Here is a 16,664-nt window from a genome sequence, read left to right as displayed (position 1 = left end):
GGCGGCGGGCCGAGGCGATGGCCGCCGCTGGAATTCCGTTAACCGAAGTTTTACGGCAGAGAACCCCGAGCGGGATTCGGTCTTCTTCGGCCGTCCTGCGCACCGCCGATGTGGGAGACGTCACCCTTATTCGAAAGGTCCATCATGATCTCCCTGATGCGCGCGGTGCGCCTCCGCACCCGGCTCCTCGCCGCCTTCGCGGTCCTGTGCGTCCTGCTGTCGGGCATGGCCGCGATCGGGATCGGCCAGTCCGACACCCAGCGCCGGCTGACCGAGCGGGTGGGTGAGATGCAGGTCCTCACCCGCGAGGTGATGGAGCTGAAGTTCCGCGACGCCGACGTCAGCGGATGGCAGGTCGCCTACGCCTGGGACGTGCCCTTCATCGGGGGCACGGCCGCGACCGCGGACGACTCGCCCAACCGCAAGGGCTTCCTGGACTCGGCCGCGGCGCTGGAGAAGGATCTGGCGGCCGTGCACGCCGACTATCTGTCGCCGGGCGAGAAGGCGCTGTTCGAGAAGATCACCTCCAGCTTCCGCACCTTCCTCGACTACGACACCCAGGTCGTGGCCCTGTTCCGCAAGGACAGCGCCGCGGGGACCAAGGAGGGCAACGCCCTCATCATCGGCGAGGGCTACAACGCCTACTACGAGATCATGGAGTCGACGACCGAGCTCATCGACTCGGTGAAGTCCCGCGCCGACGCCGCCCAGGCCGAGGCCGAGGACGCCGCGGAGCGGACGCGCACGCTCCTGCTGATCGGCGTGGGCCTGGCGCTGGTCGTCGCCGTCGGGCTGACCTTCCTCATCACCGCCAGCGTGGTGCGCCCGGCCCGGCAGGTCGCCGACGGGCTGCGCACCCTGGCCCGGCGCGACCTGTCGCACACCCTGCCGGAGGAGGGACGCGACGAGATCGCGGAGATGGCCGTGGCCTTCAACCAGGCCGGCGGCGCGATGCGCGAGGCGCTGACCGGTGTCGGCGAGCGTACCGAGACCCTCACCGCCGCCGGCCGGCAGCTGTCCTCGCTCGCGCAGCGCCTGGACTCCCAGGCCTCCGGCACCAGCGGCAAGGCCGCGGAGGTGTCGGAGTCGGCCGCCGAGGTCTCCAGCCACGTCACCACCCTGGCCGCGGCGGCCGAGGAGATGAACGCCGCCATCGACGAGATCGCCCGCGGCACCTCCGCGGCGGCGAGCGTGGCGGCCGAGGCCGTCACCAGCGCCCGGACCACCTCCCGCACCGTCGGGCACCTGTCCGAGGCCAGCGCGGAGATCGGCCAGATCGTCAAGACGATCACCTCGATCGCCGAGCAGACCAACCTGCTGGCGCTCAACGCCACCATCGAGGCCGCGCGCGCCGGCGAGGCGGGCAAGGGCTTCGCGGTCGTCGCGGGCGAGGTCAAGGACCTGGCCCAGGAGACGGCCCGCGCCTCCGAGGACATCATCTCCAAGATCGCTTCCATCCAGGACGAGACCGGCCGGGCCACCCAGGCCATCACCGAGATCTCCCGGGTCGTGGAGCGCGTGTCGGAGATCCAGTCGACCATCGCCGCCGCGGTGGAGGAGCAGTCGGCCACCAGCAAGGAGATCAACCGCAGCGTCGCCGAACTGGCCGGCGGATCCCAGCGGATCGCCGGTTCCATCGCCGATGTGGCGCAGACGGCCTCCGCCACGACCGGCGAGGCCGACGCCACCCGGCGGGCCTCGACCGAGCTGGCCGGCATGTCCGGCGCCCTGCAGGAGATCGTCGCCTCCTTCCGGTACTGACTTCCGGTACTGGCTCCCGATACCGGCCGGGCCGCCCTCACCGACGAAAATCGATGGACGGTCGCACCGGGGGGTGGAATAGTCCCTGCGTGACCGAGACCGCCGTTTTCCCGCCCACCGCACTGGCCGACGGCCTCATCCTGAGGCAGGCGCGACCGGCGGACCTGGAACAGATCGGTGCGCTCCTGGCCGAGCGGGGTGAACCCGCCGACGCCCTCGACCACCGGCTGGTCATGACGGACCCCGACGCCGGCTGGCCGTCCTGCGCCGTGGTGGCCGACGGCGACCGGATCGTCTCCACCGCGACGCTCCTCGACGAGGAAGTGCGCGTCGCCGGCGTCCGGTTCCCCGCCGGCCAGGTCGAGCTGGTCGCCACCGACCGGGAGTACGAGGGGCGCGGGCTCGTTCGGGCGCTCATGGGATGGGCCCACGAGCGATCCGCCGCCCGGGGCCACGTCGTGCAGGTGATGATCGGGATCCCGTACTTCTACCGGTTGTTCGGGTACGCGTACGCCGTCGACATCCCGCCCACGCCGGTCGTGCGCGCCGTACCGGACGGTGACGGGATCCCGGCGCTGCGGGCCGCCCGGCCCTCGGACCTGCCGGCGGTGGCGGCGCTGCAGGAGGCGGCGCAGAGCCGGTTCGACGTGGCCGTGCCCCATTCGGCGGCGCGCCTGCGGTGGCTGCTGGCCCACGAGGCGAGCAGCAGCTGGGTGGTGGAGCGCGGCGGCGAGGTCGTCGCCACCGGGCGCACCACTCCCCCGGACGACGGGATCCTCCTGGCCGATGCCGCCGCGCGCGACGAGGCGGCCGCCCGGGAGCTGCTGCGCGGCGTCGCGGCCCTGGCGCCCGGCGAGCAGGTGCGGGTCGTCGAGCGGGCGGGCACGGTGACCGCGGCGGCGTGGCGGGAGTTCGTCCCCGACGAGCCGCGGACGCAGGCCGAGCAGTACTACGTCCGCATCCCGGATGCGGTGGCGCTGCTGGAGCGGCTGCGCCCGGTGCTGTGGCACCGCCTGGCCTCGGCCGGGATCGACCGCACCGGCCGCGACGTCGTCGTCTCCACCTTCGGCGCGCACTACCGCATCCCCGTCCACGCCGACGGCCTGGGCCCGGTCACCGCCGGCGGCCCGATGCAGGGTCCCGGGGCCGAGGGCGGCGCCGGAGTGGCCCCCGACTATCTGCCCGCCCTGCTGTTCGGCCCGCACGGGATCACCGGGCTGACCCGGATCCGGCCCGACGTCTATCCCGGGCCCGACGCCGAGCTGTTCGAGGCGCTCTTCCCGCCGCTCACCGCCGACGTGCTCAGCTACTATCTGCCCTACTGACGCCGTCAGCGCGTCCCGGGCGGCCGGACCAGGCCGTGCCGGTAGGCGAGCGAGACGAGCTGGGCGCGGTCCCGCGCGTCGAGTTTGCCGAGCGCCCGGCTCACGTGCGTCTTGGTGGTCGCCATGCTGATGTGCAGCCGCTGCGAGATCTCCTCGTTGTCCAGGCCCTGCGCGACCAGCTCCACCACCTCGCGCTCGCGGGCGGTGAGCCGGTCGAACACGGTGTCGCCGGCCGCGCCCGACGGGAGGGCGAACCTGGCGATCAGCCGGCGCGCCAGGCCGGGCGCGAGCAGTTCCTCCCCGCCGGCGACCACCCGGATCCCGTGCAGCAGCTGGGCCGGATCGGTGGTCTTCAGCAGGAATCCGGCGGCGCCGGCGTTGATGCCCTCGATCGCGTAGGCGTCGTCGTCGAAGGTGGTCAGGATCAGGATCCGCACGGCCTCCAGGCCGGCGTCCGCCACGATCCGGCGGATGCCCTCCAGGCCGTCGGTGCCGGGCATCTGGATGTCCATGAGGACCACGTCCGGCCGGGTGCCGCGGGCCAGTTCCGCCGCGGCGGCCCCGTCCGCGGCCTCACCGACCACCTCCATGTCCGGTTCGGAGTCGATGAGCATCCGGAACCCCGCCCGCACGAGCGACTGGTCGTCGGCGATGAGCACGCGGATCGGCCCGGACATCAGGAGATCCCGCCGACGGGCAGCGAGCACCGCACCTCGAACTGCCCGTCCGGGCCCGGGGCCGCGCTCAGCGTCCCGCCCAGGGCGGCCGCCCGGGCGCGCATGCCGCCGATCCCGCTGCCGCCGGCCGGCGTCGGCGGGCCGGCCTCGGCGACGCCGTCGTTGCGCACCACGATCTCCAGCATGTCCTCACCGTAGCCGAGCCGCACCTGGACGCAGGCGGCGCGTGCGTGCCTGCGCACGTTGGTCAGCGACTCCTGGACGATCCGGAAGGCGGCCAGGTCGACCGGCGCGGGCAACGGCCTGCGCTCGCCCCGGACGGTCAGCTCCACCGGTGTGCCGGTCGCCCGGGTGACGTCCAGCAGCCTGTCCATGTGGGCCAGACCGCCGTGCGACGGCGTCTTGTCCTCGACGCGCAGCGCCCCGAGCAGGATCTGCACCTCGGCCAGGCCTTCGTCGCTGATCGTCTTGATGGTGGTCAGCGCGTGCGCCACCTGGTCGGGGCGTCGGTCCATCAGGTGTGCCGCCACCCCGGCCTGCACGCTGATCGTGGCCATGGTGTGGCCGAGGACGTCGTGCAGTTCGCGGGCGATCTCGAGGCGCTGCTCGGCCGCGCGTGCGCGGGCCCGTCCGGCGCGGGCCTCGGCGGCCTGTTCGGCCCGCTCGCGGGCGCCGGCCGCCGCCGCCCGGTGATAGTGCACCGAGGCGCCCAGGGCGACGGCGGCCAGTTCCAGGGACAGGGCGTTGACGGCCCGGTCGTCGAACCACCGCACGTCGAAGGTCGTGTGCACCACGACCGTCGAGACCGCGGCGGTGATCGCCCAGCCCGCCGCGCCCCACCACCGCCCGCGCTCGGCCGCCAGCGTGTAGCAGGCGATCAACGCCGCGAGTGTGGCCAGGCGGCCGGGATAGTCCAGGAAGTACCACGCGGCGGTGATCGCGTTGGCGGCCAGCAGCACCGTGAACGGTGCGCTGCGCCGTACGCTCAGCACCGCGGCGATCGCACCGGCCAGGACGACCGCGCCGGCGTCCAGCGCTCCGGCCGGGCCGAGCGGGCCGAGCCCGGTCACCCCGGCGGCCAGCACGAGTACGGCCATGCCCGCGCCGATCGCGACGTCGGCGGCGGGGACGCGTGGTACGGGCACTGACATGATCCGGGACAACCGGGCCTCCATCACGGAGTCGAACCGTCGGCGGGAATGATGTTCACCAGTTCGCGCATGCCCTCCTGCGCCAGCATCCGGCCGGTGCGCAGGTTGCGGACCCAGGTGACCAGCGCGTACTCACCGGGGGGCAGCGCGGTGGTCAGGAGCGCGGCGCGCGAAGGCGACATCGGCACCACCCCGGTCGGTCCCGCGGTGAACGGGTAGCCGCCGGTCCCGGCGAAGAACGCGTCCAGGTCGGCCGGAGTCGTGCCGGGGCGCACCGGCATCAGCATGGCCTCGTTGAACTGGCTCGACCTGTTGACCACCAGCACCGGCGACCCCGAGACGAGCCGGCGGGGCGCCACGAAGCCGGAGTCCGTCGCCTTGATCACCGCGGGTGCCGGGGACGGCGTCCGCGCCCCGGCGGCGGGACCGACGACCCGCAGGGACCGGACGCGCCGGGCGAAGTCCGGCTCCTGGACGTCGCGGAAGTCGACCAGGTGGTACCGGCCCGGTGCGACGACCGTGGTCACCGCCGCGGGCACGTGCCCGGCGGCCGCCCCGCCCAGCATGACCACGTCCTCGGCGACCGCCCGGCCGCCGGCGACCGAGGTGGCCGGGTCGTCGTCCATCGCCTGCCTGAGATGCTCAAGATACTGTTCGAGCCCCACTCCCGGGCGCAGCCGTACCAGCCCGATCCAGGCGCCCTGCGGGTCCTGCGAGCGCACGTTGAGGGTGAGGGCGCCGGCGCGGACGGTCTCCGGCGCGGTGAATCCCGAGGGGGTCACCGTGATGTCGACGGTGCCGCCCACCACGGCTCCGGCGTGCGCCGGACCGGTGATCACCGTCGCGGCGAGGACGGTCATGAAGGCTGTGATGCGAAGACGTCGTTTCATGGGGACGACTGTGGCCTCCGGAGGGGGTGCGCCGCGTCATGCCGGAACGGTGACTTGACGACCCTACCTCCGCGGTAGGCCTCTACCGTCACAGGATGACGCTACCTCTGTGACAGATGAGGCATATCGCGATTTGTCGTCTACCTGCCGTACGCTCCCCCGAAAACCGATCGAGGGAAGAGGCGGAAGATGGCGTCGCAGAGCACGTACCTTGAGCTGTCCGAGGACGGCGGCGGCTCGCACAAGTTCTACGAGGTCGTGCTCGACGGGACGCAGGTGACGATCACCTACGGCCGGATCGGGGAGTCCGGGCAGACCAAGACCTCCTCCTTCACCACCCCGGAGAAGGCTGCGGCCGCCGCGGCCAAGAAGGTCGGCGAGAAGGTCCGCAAGGGGTACGAGAGCGCGGTCCGGGGCGCGCGGCAGGCCCGGCCGGTCACCCGGCGCAGCATCGTCAGCTCCCGCTCCACCGCCCGCCAGGCGCCCGTGCTGTGGCGCTTCGCCAGCGGCGCGGCGGCGTTCGGCATCTTCGTCGACGCCGAGCGCTGCTGGGTGGGCAACCAGCGGGGCGACGTCTACACCCTCACCCACGACGGCACGGTGACCGGCCGCTTCCGGCTGCCCGACGGCGTCAAGTGCATCGTCGCCGACGACTTCTGGATCTACGCCGGCGCCGACGACGGCAAGGTCTACGACCTCAGCGGGAAGGTCCCCCGGGTCGCCTACGAGATCGCCGAGGACGTCGACATCTACTGGCTCGACATCCACGACGGCGTGCTCGGCGTGTCCGACCGGGCCGGGCGGATCACCACCATCGACCACGAGGACGAGTTCCAGTGGGCGCGCACCGGCCAGGGCGACTCCGCCTGGATGGTCCGCTGCGACGACGAGGCCGTCTACCACGGCCACTCCGCGGGCGTGGCCCGCTACGACGCCGCCGACGGCGCCCCCGTCTGGCAGAGCGGGGTGCAGGGCGCGGTGCTGTTCGGCTGGCAGGAGGCCGACTCGGTCTACGCGGGCACCTCGCGCGGCGCCGTGCACCGGCTGCGCAAGTCCGACGGCCGCACCGAGGCGGTCTACCGGTGCGACGCCACCGTCTTCTCCTGCGCCACCGCCCCCGGTGGCCGTTACGTCTTCGCCGGGGACAACCACTCCTCCGTCTACTGCTTCGACGCCGACGGCACGCGCCTGTGGAAGCTCGCCACCGGCTGCGGCTCGGCCTTCTCCATGCAGTACCTCGACGACCGTCTCTACATCGTCACCACCGACGGCACCCTGGCCTGCATCGACGCCACCGAGGCGGCGATCAGGGCGGCGCAGGAGGGCACCGTTCCCGAGCCGGTGGACGTCAAGGCCGCCGCCGGCCTGGCCGCGGTGGAGCCGGCCGCGACGGTGGAGATCGTCTCGCCGGAGGCGCAGGTTGACGGCGGGGTCGTCGTGGAGTGCTTCCAGGAGAGCGGACGCCTGCGGGTCCGGGTGATCAGCGAGGGCTACGAGTCCGGATGGAACGTGCAGTTCCCCAAGAACGTGCGCGAGGCGGGCGCCCGCTATCTCGTCGAGGGCGTGCGCTCCTCCGGCCGGGGCGGGTTCTACCGGGCCTACGGCGACATCCGCCGCCTGCTCTGACCGGGCCCGCGACGGCGTACGGCGTGTGCTCCGACCGGGCCCGCGACGGCGTCCCGCGCGGGATCCGGGTGACGGGGTCCCGTCCGATCATCCCGATCGGGCGGGACCCCTCCCGCTCATCCGGCGTGCGCCGGGCGCGGCGACAGGCTCCAGCCGGGCAGGTCCGGCAGCGGCCCGGACGGCCCCGGCCACGACCTCTGCCGGGCCTTCGCCTCGGCGGGCGGTACGGCCGGGCAGCGGGTGCCGCGGGCGGGCAGGGTGAGTGCGACCAGATAGCCGTCGAAGGCACCGAGGGTGCACTCACTGCGGTTGTAGATGCCGTGGCCCCAGCCCTCGTAGGTCAGCAGCACCGCCTGACGGCCGAGCTGCCGGGCCGTGCCGAGCGCCCAGTCGTACCCGGTGGCCGGGTCGTGCAGCGCGTTGCCCAGCAGCAGCGGCGCGGCGCCGTGGACCCGCAGCCGATGCTGGGGGTCGGGGATCGGGGCCGGCTGGCCCAGGCAGACCGCGGTCATGCTGAAGGCCAGCGGGTTGTAGCGCATGTCGGGCGCGATCTTCGCCGAGCGACGCAGGAGGGCGGCGTACTCCCGGTGGTCGCGGATCGGCAGGCGATAGTCCAGGCAGAACACCTGGGACGGGAACTCGCCCACCTCCTCGCTCCGCGCCGCGGGCCGGGACGGGATCCCGGTGGGCGGCTCGGCGCCGGTGTCGATGGCGACGAGCAGCTCGGCCAGCCGCGCCCAGTCGGGGCCGTAGAAATGGCCGAAGGCGAGGCTGATCAGGTCCAGCTGGGTCAGCGGCGGTACCTCCTGCGGGACTCCCGGGAAGCGCAGCTCGCCCCGTTCGGCCCGGGCGAGCAGGCCGGCCCAGAAGGCCCGCAGGTCCCTGCCGTGCAGCGCGCAGCCCGCGTCCCGCCCGCACCAGGCGGCGAACTCGTCGAAGGAGTCCTGCGCGGCGGCGCTCTCGGTGTCCAGGAAGGCCCGGGTGCCCAGGCTGTGGTCCATGTTGCCGTCCAGGGCCAGGGCGCGGACCCGGTGCGGGAAGGTCTCGGCGTACAGCTGCCCGATCAGCGTGCCGTACGAGCGGCCGTAGTAGGTCAGCTTCCGCTCGCCCAGGGCGGCGCGGACGGCGTCCATGTCACGCACCACGCTGAGGGTGTCCACGTGGTCGTAGAGGGGTCCGGTGCGGGCCCGGCAGTCCTCGCGCAGCTGCCGGTTGTAGGCCAGCCATCCGTCGAAGTCGGCCTGGTTTTTCATGATCGGGTACGGCGCGCGGGCGAGCAGGTCGGCCGAGCACACGACGGGGTGGCTGCGGGCCACCCCGCGCGGGTCGAAGCCGACGAGGTCGAAACGGCGGGTGATCTCCTGGCTGAAGTAGTCGGCGCCGGCCAGGGCGAAGTCCACGCCGGAACCGCCGGGGCCGCCCGGGTTGATCAGCATGGCGCCGATCCGGGCCGCGGGATCGGCGGCCTTGCGCCGGGCCAGGGCGATCTCGACGGTCGGGCCGCCCGGAGCGGCCCAGTCGACCGGGACCGCCAGTTCGCCGCACTCGACGGCCGGGTCCTCGGGACAGGGGGTCCAGGTGATCCCGCCTCCGCCCGGGGTCCCCCTGTTCCCGGCACCGGTGGCGGCCCCGGCGGGGGCGAGGGGAAGCAGGGCGGTGGCGGCGAGCAGGATCGCAGCGAGCAGGGGGACCTTCCTTCGCACACGGTCTCCAATCGTCGGGTCCCGGGCCGGGCGTCGGAGTCCGCGCGGAAGGCCGGTCATCCCGGCGGTGGTGCCCGGTCCGGGCTGCGGGTGGCGGGTGCGACGGCTCCCGGGGTACGCGGCTCTGGTGTGCGAGCCGATTCGATTGTCAAGCGGGCCGGTCGCCCTGCCCATCGGGAGAAAGGACGAGAAACGACGGCGCCGATCATCCGGGCGTAGGATAGGCGTCTCCGCCCCGGGGAGCGGCGAGACATCTCTCACAGTCCCCGGCCGGCGCCGGCGGGCACCGGGCCCGCGGTGGCCCGGCCACCGGCGCCGACGGGACCGCCACGACGTGATCGCGGAGCGCCCGTCCCGGCCGCGAACCGGCTCCGCCGGTCGGCGCATACCGCTCTAGCTGCAATAATTCCCCGGTTCCCCCTCTCACGAAGAACTGGCACATGTCTCACGTCGATCACTTCTCCTCCGGTCTGCTCACCCCCGTCCTGGCCTACCTCATGTCGGGCGTGGGCTGCATGCTCGGTCTCATGCTCACCACCCGCGCGCGGGCGTCCGAGGGATCCGCGCGGATGCGCTGGCTCGTCGGCGCCGCGCTGTCCATCGGCGGCACCGGCATCTGGGTGATGCACTTCGTCGCCATGATGGGCTTCTCCGTCGACGGTGCGCAGATCCGTTACGACGTGCCCCTCACCGCCGGCTCGGCGGTCCTGGCGATCGTCGTGGTCGGCCTGGGGCTCTTCCTGGTCTCCTACGGCGGACTGAAGGCCGGCCCGCTCCTCGGCGGCGGCCTGCTCACCGGTCTGGGCGTGGCCGGCATGCACTATCTCGGCATGGCGGCCATGAACATGCAGGCGCACGTCTCCTACGACCCGGTGATCGTCGGCGCCTCGGTGGCGATCGCGATCGTCGCCGCCACGGTGGCGCTCTGGTTCACCCTGCGGGTGCGCGGCGTGCCCGCCACCGCCGGCGCCGCGCTGATCATGGGCGTCGCGGTCTGCGGCATGCACTACACCGGCATGCTCGCCATGGAGGTGCGGCTGTCGGACTCGGCGGCCCCGATCCCGGGCGCGCGGGGGATCGACTTCCTGCTGCCGATCCTGGTCGCGGTCAGCCTGATCACCCTGGGCCTGCTGCTGGCCACCTTCCTGGCCCCCTCGGAGAAGGAGATGCGGGAGGACGCCGCGCTGATGTCCCGGCTGGAGGACCACCACACCGGAACCTTCGCCGCCGTCCAGGTGCCCGTACCGGCCGCGGAGCCGCGACGGCCCTCGCTGTTCGACGCCCCCGAGTGACGCGGCGTCCCCGAGCGACACGCCGTCCCTGAACGACGCGGCGACCCCGTCACCGGCCGAGAGGGGTCAGCACGGCGATCTGCCATCGCCCTCCGGTCTCGACGAGCTGGTAGAGCAGCCGTTCGGCGGTCCCGTCGCCGTGGCGCCAGGTGACGTCGGCCCAGAGGCTGTGCCCCGTCTCGGCCAGGAGCGTGATGTCGGTCGCGGTGTCCTGCACGCCGTCGTACTGGCCCCAGGCCCCGGCGAAGAACTCCTCGGTCTGCCCGGCGCCGGACACGGCGACGGAACGCCCGGGGAACAGGATCAGCGACGGCACCGCGTACATGCCGGCCACGGCCTTCGCGTCCCGGGCGAGCAGGGCGCGGGCGTAGCGGTCGAAGAACTCCTCCACGATGTCGCGTGCACTCATGTCCGCCACGCTAACCACGAACCCCGACACGCCTGTGTCATGGTTACGATCTTCTCCATGAGCCCGTCCACGCAGCCGGCGGCCTCGCGGGACAACCACCTGACGATCCGCCGCGTCGAGCGCCAGCAGCACCTGATCGAACGGCTGCACGCCAGCGCGCACCGGATCACCTTCGCGGCGCTCGCGCGCGACTTCGGCGTCTCCGAGCGCACCATCGCCCGCGACGTCGAACGCCTGCGTCTGTCGGGGGTCCCCGTCGAGGTCACCGCCGGCCGCAACGGCGGCGTCCTCATCGGCCACCGCGATCACATCGGCCCCATCGCCTTCGACCTCCAGGAGATCGCCGCCCTGATAGCGAGCCTCACCGCGCTCGGGCCCACCGCGAGCCGGTCGGCGGCGTCGGCCATGCGCAAACTCACCGCCGCGCTCACCGGCCGGTCAGGTCGGTCCGGGGTCGGGGAACCAGGAGCCGTGGAAGCCGGTCGGGACCGCGCGGGGCAGCTCCACCGCGGCCACCGGCCCGGCGGGCAGGTCGGCGGCGTCGAGCACGATCAGCCTTGAGGCGCTCCCGTCGCGGCGGGTGGTGACCGAGACGAGCCAGCCGTCGTCCTCCCCGCGCCGCCCGTCGCCCGAGGCGACGAACACGGCCTCGCCGATCACCGTGTCGGCGTCGAGGTCGTGGCGGTCGGCCGTGCCGGAGACCAGGTCGTACTTGACGATCGCGCACCTGCCGACGCTGCGCGGATCGGTGCCGGTGACGGTGTACAGATAGCGGGCCCGCCGCCCGATCCGCTCGTCGTCGAGGGTGGGGAACTCCACCTCCTGGCTGTCCAGCGCCTCCTCGGTGACGCCGCCGGTCGCCGGGTCGAGGGTCCAGCGGTGCAGCAGGGCCCGGCCGGCCACCGCTCCCGCGCCGGTCAGGGCGCCGCTGCGGGTCAGCAGGCTCCACAGCGAGGTGAACTCCTCCGGGGAGTAGCGCACGGCGTCGAGCACGACCCGGCCGGAGTCGTCCTCATAGGCGTTGCCCACGTGGAAGACGAAGCACGGCTCGATCTCGAACCAGTGCACCGGCGCGTCCGGCACGTCGCGGCGCATCAGGCCCAGCCGGGCGCCGTGGCCCTCGTCCCAGCCGTACGGCATGCCGCCCCGGCCGGCCGGTTCGAGCCGGAAGGTGACCGGCAGGTCGAGCCAGAGGGCGTAGTGCTCGGTGATCGCGAAGTCGTGCATCATGGTGCCCGCCGCCACCGCCACCTCCCGGCTGTGCACGAGCTCCCCCTTGGCGTCCAGGCGGTGGTAGGTCAGGTACGGCGGGAACATGCCGTACCCGAAGAAGTGCAGCTCGCCGGTGGCCGGATCGCGTTTGGGGTGGGCGGTCATCGCGGTGGTCAGGCGCCCGCCGAAGTCGCAGGGGCCGACCGTGCCGAGGTCGGGTGTGACCTCGTACGGCAGGCCGACCTCGACCAGCGCGAAGATGCGGTCGGCGTGGTGGACCACGTGCGTGTTGGCGGACACAGCCGTCCGGTCGATCCCGGCGGGGCCGACGAACGGACGGCCGTGGAAGGCGCCCGTGCGCACCCACCGGTTGCGGTACCACTCGGCCCGGCCCTCGCGCAGCCGTACCCCGTGCAGCATCCCCGGCCCGGCCTGGAAGAGCCCGGTGCTCTGGCCCGGCAGCGCGTTGGGGCCGTTGCGGACGTAACGGCCGGTCAGCTCCGGCGGCAGGACGCCGGTGACGGGCAGGCCGACGGCGTCGATCTCGTCGGGCACCGATCTCAGATGGCCGGGCAGGCCGTACCGCTCGACAGTGACTGCGTCGATCATGAGGACTTCCCGGAGGCGGGGCGGCGCGGGACGCGCCACGCGATGTCCTCACAGTGCGCCGCCGTCGCCCTCCTGTCATCCGCTTTCACCGGATCCGCCTTGCCGCGCCTATCGATTATCGATATATTTTAATCGTTAATCGATCGAGGAGTCGTCATGGGAAAGCTGACGGTGCACGCGCTGCGCATCGTGCTCGCACTGCTGTTCGCCGGTTCGGTGTTCGTGCAGGCGGTGATGGTGCCGCTGCTGGCGAGCGACATGGAGGATCTCAGACCGGAGTACGCCTATCTGCGCTTCCCGTTCCTGCTGATCATCGTGCTGGGCGTCCTGGCGGGCCAGGTCATCCTGGTCTGCGTGTGGCGGCTGGTGACGATGGTGCGGCGCGGGACCGTGTTCTCCCACGCCGCCTTCCGGTACGTGGACATCGTGATCGGTTCGCTCGTGGCCGCCGCCCTCGTGGTGTTCTCGCTCGCGGTCCTGCTGGCGCCGGGCGAACCCGTCCCGCCGGGCATCGTCCTGCTGATCTGCGGGGCCGCCCTGGCGGTCCTGGGGGGCGCGCTCGTCGTGCTCGTGATGCGGATGCTGCTGGCCCAGGCCGTCGCGCGCGACGCCGAGGCGGCGCAGATGCAGGCCGAGCTGGACGAGGTGATCTGATGCCGATCACCGTAGACATCGACGTGATGCTGGCCAAGCGGAAGATGTCGGTGGGCGAGCTCGCCGACCGCGTCGGCATCACGCCCGCCAACCTGGCGGTGCTCAAGAACGGCCGGGCCAAGGCGGTGCGCTTCTCCACGCTCGCCGCGCTCTGCGAGGTGCTCCAATGCCAGCCGGGAGACCTGCTGCGCTGGGAGGCCGACACCGCCGGCGGGTGATGTCACCCGAAACGCTCAGGTTCCGCCTCCGGCCGCCGATCCAGGGATCGACGTATCTCATCGGGTGGCAGCAGGAGGCGCAGGGTGGCCGACCCCAGGATCGTTCCGGCCGCATCTCACCGGTCGCGGGAGCGCGGGGCCGTCGGGCGACGACCCGCGAAGCGTTCGGTGCGGGGCGCCCTGGTGGCCGGGCTGCTGGCCGTCGGCCTCCTCACCCCCGCCCACGCCGCCGTGGCCGCCGCCTCGCCGCAGGGACCGGCCGGCGAGGCGGTCACCGGCACCGTCAGGGCCGTGGTGACGGAGAACCGCGAGGAGGCCCCCGCGGAGGTCACGCAGGTCCTCGACACCGGGGAGGGCCTGCTCCCCCTGGCCGGCGAGCCCCTCCCGCCGAGCACCGAGGTGACGGTCGAGGTGGCGCAGGCCCCTTCGGGCGACTATCAGGTCACCGAGGTCCTCGACATCGCGCCCGCGGAGGTGTCCTCCCCGGCGGTGGCCCGGCACCAGGTGTACGTCGCGTTCGCCAACCCCGCCGGTACGGCGTCCGACGACCCGGCGCCCTCGCTCTCCCAGGTCACCGGCCGGATCGCCGAGACCGACGGCTTCTGGTCCGATCAGACGGGCGGGAAGGTCCGCTTCAGCCTCGCGGCCTCGGCGGCGGAGTACTCCAGCTCCTACACCTGCGACCAGCCGTTCGCACTGTGGAACGAGGCGCGCTCGAAGTTCGGCCAGCTGAGCGCGGGGGTGCCGGTCGGCTCCCACCTGCTGCTCATCCTGCCCGGCACGGCCGCCGCCCTCGGGTGCTCGCACGGCCTGGGCACGATCGGCGACAACTACGCCGACGGCGGCTACGCCTACGTCGCCGCGGCCGATCCGCGCACGGAGGTGTTCGCCCACGAGTTCGGCCACAACCTCGGCCTGGAGCATTCCGACTCGCTCAGCTGCGACACCCGGCAGGACTCCGCCTTCCGCGACGACGGCGTGTTCCCCGACGACCCGGAGTGCACGCGGCTGGAGTACGGCGACTTCATCGACGTCATGGGGATCGACGACGGATCCCTCGGGAACCTGAACGCCGTGCAGCTCGACCAGCTCGGCCTGAGCCCGGAGGCGTTCACCACGGTCGCGCGGGAGACGACGAGCACGGTGACCGTCCCGCCGCTGTCGGCGGGGATCGCCGGGCGGCCCGCGGTGCGGATCCCGGTCGACGAGCAGGTCTCCTACTATCTGCAGTACCGCACGCGGGCGGGCCGGGACGCGACCGCGAGCCAGTTCTACCACTACGGCGTCCAGGTCTACCGCGGCCGTCCGGCCGGCGGGCCGTACGGCACCCGGGCGAGCCTGCTCCTGGACCCGACACCCGAGGTGAACGACTACGTCAACAGGTCGGCGCTGCCGCAGGGGGCGACGTTCACCTCCGCGGAGGGCGACGTCACCGTCCGCGTGCTGGCCCAGGACGCCGGCGGGGCGACCGTGGAGGTCGTCAACGCGGCCTCGCAGACCCCCGATCCCCCGGTGCCGGTGGGCGAGCTGACCATCGCCGGGCCCGCCTCGGCGGTCAAGGGCGCCCAGGTCACCTACTCGACGGTGGTCACCGGCACCGACGGCACACCGCTCGCGGACCGGCTGGTCGAGCTCACGGCCGACTACGGCGACGGCGGCGACCCGGTGGTCGTCGGGGCCGCGGTCACCGACGAGTCCGGCCGGGCGTGGGCGACGATCGTGGCCACCCGGCCGATGGGCGTGCGGTGGCGGACCGCCGGCGACGCGGATGAGGCCGCCGTCGGCAGCGGGGTGCGATACCTGCAGGTGACCGCACCGCCGGCGCCCGCCCGGCCGACGGCGGTGCGCATCATCGCGCCGGCGTCGAAGGTGAAGACGCGGCAGGCGTTCACCGTCTCCGCGGTCGTCACGGACCAGCGCGGCACGGCCCTGCCCCGCTGGCCGGTCCTGCTGCAGAAGCAGGTGCGGGGCACCTCCCGCTGGGTCACGGTCGCGGCCCGCACGACCGGCGGCGCCGGCACGGTGGCCTACCGCACCAGCGTCCTCAAGCCGACCTACTACCGCTGGGTGACCGTCGCCAGGACGGGCGCGCCGAGCAGGGTGAGCGCCCCGAAGCTGGTCCGGACCAGGTAGCGTCTCTCACCCGCCCGCGCCCGGCGACCGCGCCGGTCGTCAGGTGCGGGTGAGACGCAGGCGGACCTGGGTGCCCCGCGGCCCGCTGCGGATCTCCAGCAGGTCGCACAGCTGGCGCACCACCCACAGACCGTGGCCGTGGGCCGCCCCGGAGTCGGGCGGCAGATAGCCGACCAGCGGGGTGTGTATCCGGCCGGGGGCGATGACGTCGCAGCCGACGCCGTCCCGGTCGGCCCACAACCGGATCCGGCCGTGCCCTCCACCGTGCTGCACGGCGTTGGCGGCGACCTCGTGGACGGCCAGCAGCAACCGGCCGATCTGCTCCTCCGGCAGGCCGAGCGCCACCGCGCGGGCGCCCACCTGCCGCCGCATCCGCCTGAGATCGGCGTCGAAACGGATCTCCGTCACCGCCCCGGCGGGCGGTGACGGCAGCGGCAGGTGGTCGGCGGCGTGCATGAACGCGGCCGGGTCGGTGTAGGCGTCGCTGGTCCGCTCGATGGAGCCGGACAGCAGGCCGGGGTGGGTACGGCGGGCGTCGGCCACCACCCGCTCCGGCAGCACCCGCTCGTCGTAGGGGCATATGATCCAGGCCGGGCTGCCGGCGAACGCGGCGTTGATCACCGACTCGTACCGGGTCCACTCGGCCTCCTCGGCCGGGCTGCGGCCCTCCCAGAGCGGCTCTCCGACGACGCGCACGCGCGGGTGGTGCTCCCGGTGGGTGTCGACGTAGCGGGCATAGGCGGCCAGCGTCCGGCCCGGAGTGCCGTACCACTTGCGGGTGGTGACGAACTCCACGTCGGCGGCGGCCGGGCCCAGGCTGCCGGTGAGCAGTCCGATGTTGGCCTCGCCGGTCACCACCAGCACCCTGTCCCCACCGGCCAGCCCGTCCAGGCAGAAACCGGTGGTGGCCGCCAGGAACGCCTCGTCGCTGTCGTAGATCAGCGCGTGGTGCCGCAGCTCCGGCTCGGCCGGGGGGCGCCGAGCGTCCGTGGTTCTCACGAGCG

At 73.2% G+C, this 16,664-nt stretch carries 14 protein-coding genes and 1 pseudogene; 8 read left to right on the top strand and 7 right to left on the bottom strand.

Features of this window, described 5'->3' with window-relative positions; translation table 11 throughout:
* Positions 1-156: 156 nt before the first annotated feature.
* Both Pta02_RS35545 and Pta02_RS35540 read left to right on the top strand, forming a co-directional pair.
* A complete protein-coding gene (locus Pta02_RS35545; protein WP_203879414.1) occupies positions 157-1,761 on the top strand; it encodes a methyl-accepting chemotaxis protein in 1,605 nt (534 codons plus the stop codon).
* 89 nt (positions 1,762-1,850) lie between these two features.
* Positions 1,851-3,086: a GNAT family N-acetyltransferase gene (locus Pta02_RS35540; protein ID WP_239131488.1), complete on the top strand. Its 1,236-nt coding sequence runs from the start codon at positions 1,851-1,853 to the stop codon at positions 3,084-3,086.
* A gap of 5 nt (positions 3,087-3,091) precedes the next feature.
* Here Pta02_RS35540 and Pta02_RS35535 read toward each other — a convergent pair whose 3' ends face one another.
* From Pta02_RS35535 to Pta02_RS35525, 3 genes are read right to left on the bottom strand one after another with little or no spacing between them, the layout of a single operon-like run.
* On the bottom strand, positions 3,092-3,763 hold the full coding sequence (locus Pta02_RS35535) for a response regulator transcription factor (protein WP_203879412.1): 672 nt from the start codon (positions 3,761-3,763) through the stop codon (positions 3,092-3,094).
* The gene (locus Pta02_RS35530) at positions 3,763-4,908 is read right to left on the bottom strand and encodes a sensor histidine kinase (protein WP_203879411.1); all 1,146 of its coding nucleotides are present in this window, start codon (positions 4,906-4,908) and stop codon (positions 3,763-3,765) included. Before Pta02_RS35530 ends, Pta02_RS35535 begins: the two co-directional genes overlap by 1 nt.
* A gap of 29 nt (positions 4,909-4,937) precedes the next feature.
* Positions 4,938-5,804: a hypothetical protein gene (locus Pta02_RS35525; protein WP_203879410.1), complete on the bottom strand. Its 867-nt coding sequence runs from the start codon at positions 5,802-5,804 to the stop codon at positions 4,938-4,940.
* A gap of 189 nt (positions 5,805-5,993) precedes the next feature.
* On the opposite strand from Pta02_RS35525, the gene Pta02_RS35520 reads away from it, so the two are divergent.
* Positions 5,994-7,430 (top strand): WGR domain-containing protein, encoded by a 1,437-nt coding sequence (locus Pta02_RS35520; protein ID WP_203879409.1) that lies wholly within the window; start codon positions 5,994-5,996, stop codon positions 7,428-7,430.
* Between the two features lie 116 nt (positions 7,431-7,546).
* Here Pta02_RS35520 and Pta02_RS35515 read toward each other — a convergent pair whose 3' ends face one another.
* Positions 7,547-9,133 (bottom strand): alpha/beta hydrolase, encoded by a 1,587-nt coding sequence (locus tag Pta02_RS35515; RefSeq protein ID WP_239131487.1) that lies wholly within the window; start codon positions 9,131-9,133, stop codon positions 7,547-7,549.
* Between the two features lie 440 nt (positions 9,134-9,573).
* On the opposite strand from Pta02_RS35515, the gene Pta02_RS35510 reads away from it, so the two are divergent.
* Positions 9,574-10,425: an MHYT domain-containing protein gene (locus Pta02_RS35510; protein WP_203879407.1), complete on the top strand. Its 852-nt coding sequence runs from the start codon at positions 9,574-9,576 to the stop codon at positions 10,423-10,425.
* Between the two features lie 49 nt (positions 10,426-10,474).
* On the opposite strand, the gene Pta02_RS35505 is transcribed toward Pta02_RS35510, so the two are convergent.
* Entirely contained in the window at positions 10,475-10,834 is a 360-nt protein-coding gene (locus Pta02_RS35505; RefSeq protein ID WP_203879406.1) for a Cif family virulence factor, read from the bottom strand.
* A 39-nt stretch (positions 10,835-10,873) separates the two neighbouring features.
* Here Pta02_RS35505 and Pta02_RS41625 point away from each other — a divergent pair.
* A pseudogene (locus Pta02_RS41625) lies at positions 10,874-11,254 on the top strand (helix-turn-helix transcriptional regulator); the annotation flags it as partial.
* A gap of 18 nt (positions 11,255-11,272) precedes the next feature.
* Here the strand turns inward: Pta02_RS41625 and Pta02_RS35500 are convergent.
* On the bottom strand, positions 11,273-12,655 hold the full coding sequence (locus tag Pta02_RS35500; protein WP_203879405.1) for a carotenoid oxygenase family protein: 1,383 nt from the start codon (positions 12,653-12,655) through the stop codon (positions 11,273-11,275).
* Positions 12,656-12,811: 156 nt separating this feature from the next.
* Here Pta02_RS35500 and Pta02_RS35495 point away from each other — a divergent pair, with 156 nt between their 5' ends.
* The 3 genes from Pta02_RS35495 (at position 12,812) to Pta02_RS35485 (ending at position 15,660) form a co-directional block, all read left to right on the top strand.
* Positions 12,812-13,309 (top strand): DUF2975 domain-containing protein, encoded by a 498-nt coding sequence (locus tag Pta02_RS35495; protein WP_203879404.1) that lies wholly within the window; start codon positions 12,812-12,814, stop codon positions 13,307-13,309.
* Complete coding sequence (locus Pta02_RS35490) at positions 13,309-13,527, top strand: helix-turn-helix domain-containing protein (RefSeq protein WP_203879403.1); 219 nt, start codon at positions 13,309-13,311, stop codon at positions 13,525-13,527. The genes Pta02_RS35495 and Pta02_RS35490 overlap by 1 nt, the downstream gene beginning before the upstream one ends.
* Before the next feature lie 168 nt (positions 13,528-13,695).
* Positions 13,696-15,660 carry a zinc metalloprotease gene (locus Pta02_RS35485; protein WP_203879402.1) on the top strand — a complete coding sequence of 655 codons (1,965 nt, stop codon included), beginning with the start codon at positions 13,696-13,698 and terminating at the stop codon, positions 15,658-15,660.
* Between the two features lie 39 nt (positions 15,661-15,699).
* On the opposite strand, the gene Pta02_RS35480 is transcribed toward Pta02_RS35485, so the two are convergent.
* On the bottom strand, positions 15,700-16,659 hold the full coding sequence (locus tag Pta02_RS35480; protein ID WP_203879401.1) for an anti-sigma factor RsbA family regulatory protein: 960 nt from the start codon (positions 16,657-16,659) through the stop codon (positions 15,700-15,702).
* Positions 16,660-16,664: the final 5 nt, after the last annotated feature.

The organism is Paraplanobispora takensis, from assembly GCF_016863195.1.
Classification (GTDB): domain Bacteria; phylum Actinomycetota; class Actinomycetes; order Streptosporangiales; family Streptosporangiaceae; genus Planobispora; species Planobispora takensis.
This window is presented reverse-complemented; position numbering and strand designations above follow the sequence as displayed.

What these genes read in the sequence shown, in the direction of transcription:
- Pta02_RS35545 (WP_203879414.1), top strand. Translation starts at nt 157, where the DNA reads ATGCGCGCGGTGCGCCTCCGCACCCGGCTCCTCGCCGCCTTCGCGGTC.
- Pta02_RS35535 (WP_203879412.1), bottom strand. Translation starts at nt 3,763, where the DNA reads ATGTCCGGGCCGATCCGCGTGCTCATCGCCGACGACCAGTCGCTCGTG.
- Pta02_RS35525 (WP_203879410.1), bottom strand. Translation starts at nt 5,804, where the DNA reads ATGAAACGACGTCTTCGCATCACAGCCTTCATGACCGTCCTCGCCGCG.
- Pta02_RS35520 (WP_203879409.1), top strand. Translation starts at nt 5,994, where the DNA reads ATGGCGTCGCAGAGCACGTACCTTGAGCTGTCCGAGGACGGCGGCGGC.
- Pta02_RS35510 (WP_203879407.1), top strand. Translation starts at nt 9,574, where the DNA reads ATGTCTCACGTCGATCACTTCTCCTCCGGTCTGCTCACCCCCGTCCTG.
- Pta02_RS35505 (WP_203879406.1), bottom strand. Translation starts at nt 10,834, where the DNA reads ATGAGTGCACGCGACATCGTGGAGGAGTTCTTCGACCGCTACGCCCGC.
- Pta02_RS35500 (WP_203879405.1), bottom strand. Translation starts at nt 12,655, where the DNA reads ATGATCGACGCAGTCACTGTCGAGCGGTACGGCCTGCCCGGCCATCTG.
- Pta02_RS35495 (WP_203879404.1), top strand. Translation starts at nt 12,812, where the DNA reads ATGGGAAAGCTGACGGTGCACGCGCTGCGCATCGTGCTCGCACTGCTG.
- Pta02_RS35490 (WP_203879403.1), top strand. Translation starts at nt 13,309, where the DNA reads ATGCCGATCACCGTAGACATCGACGTGATGCTGGCCAAGCGGAAGATG.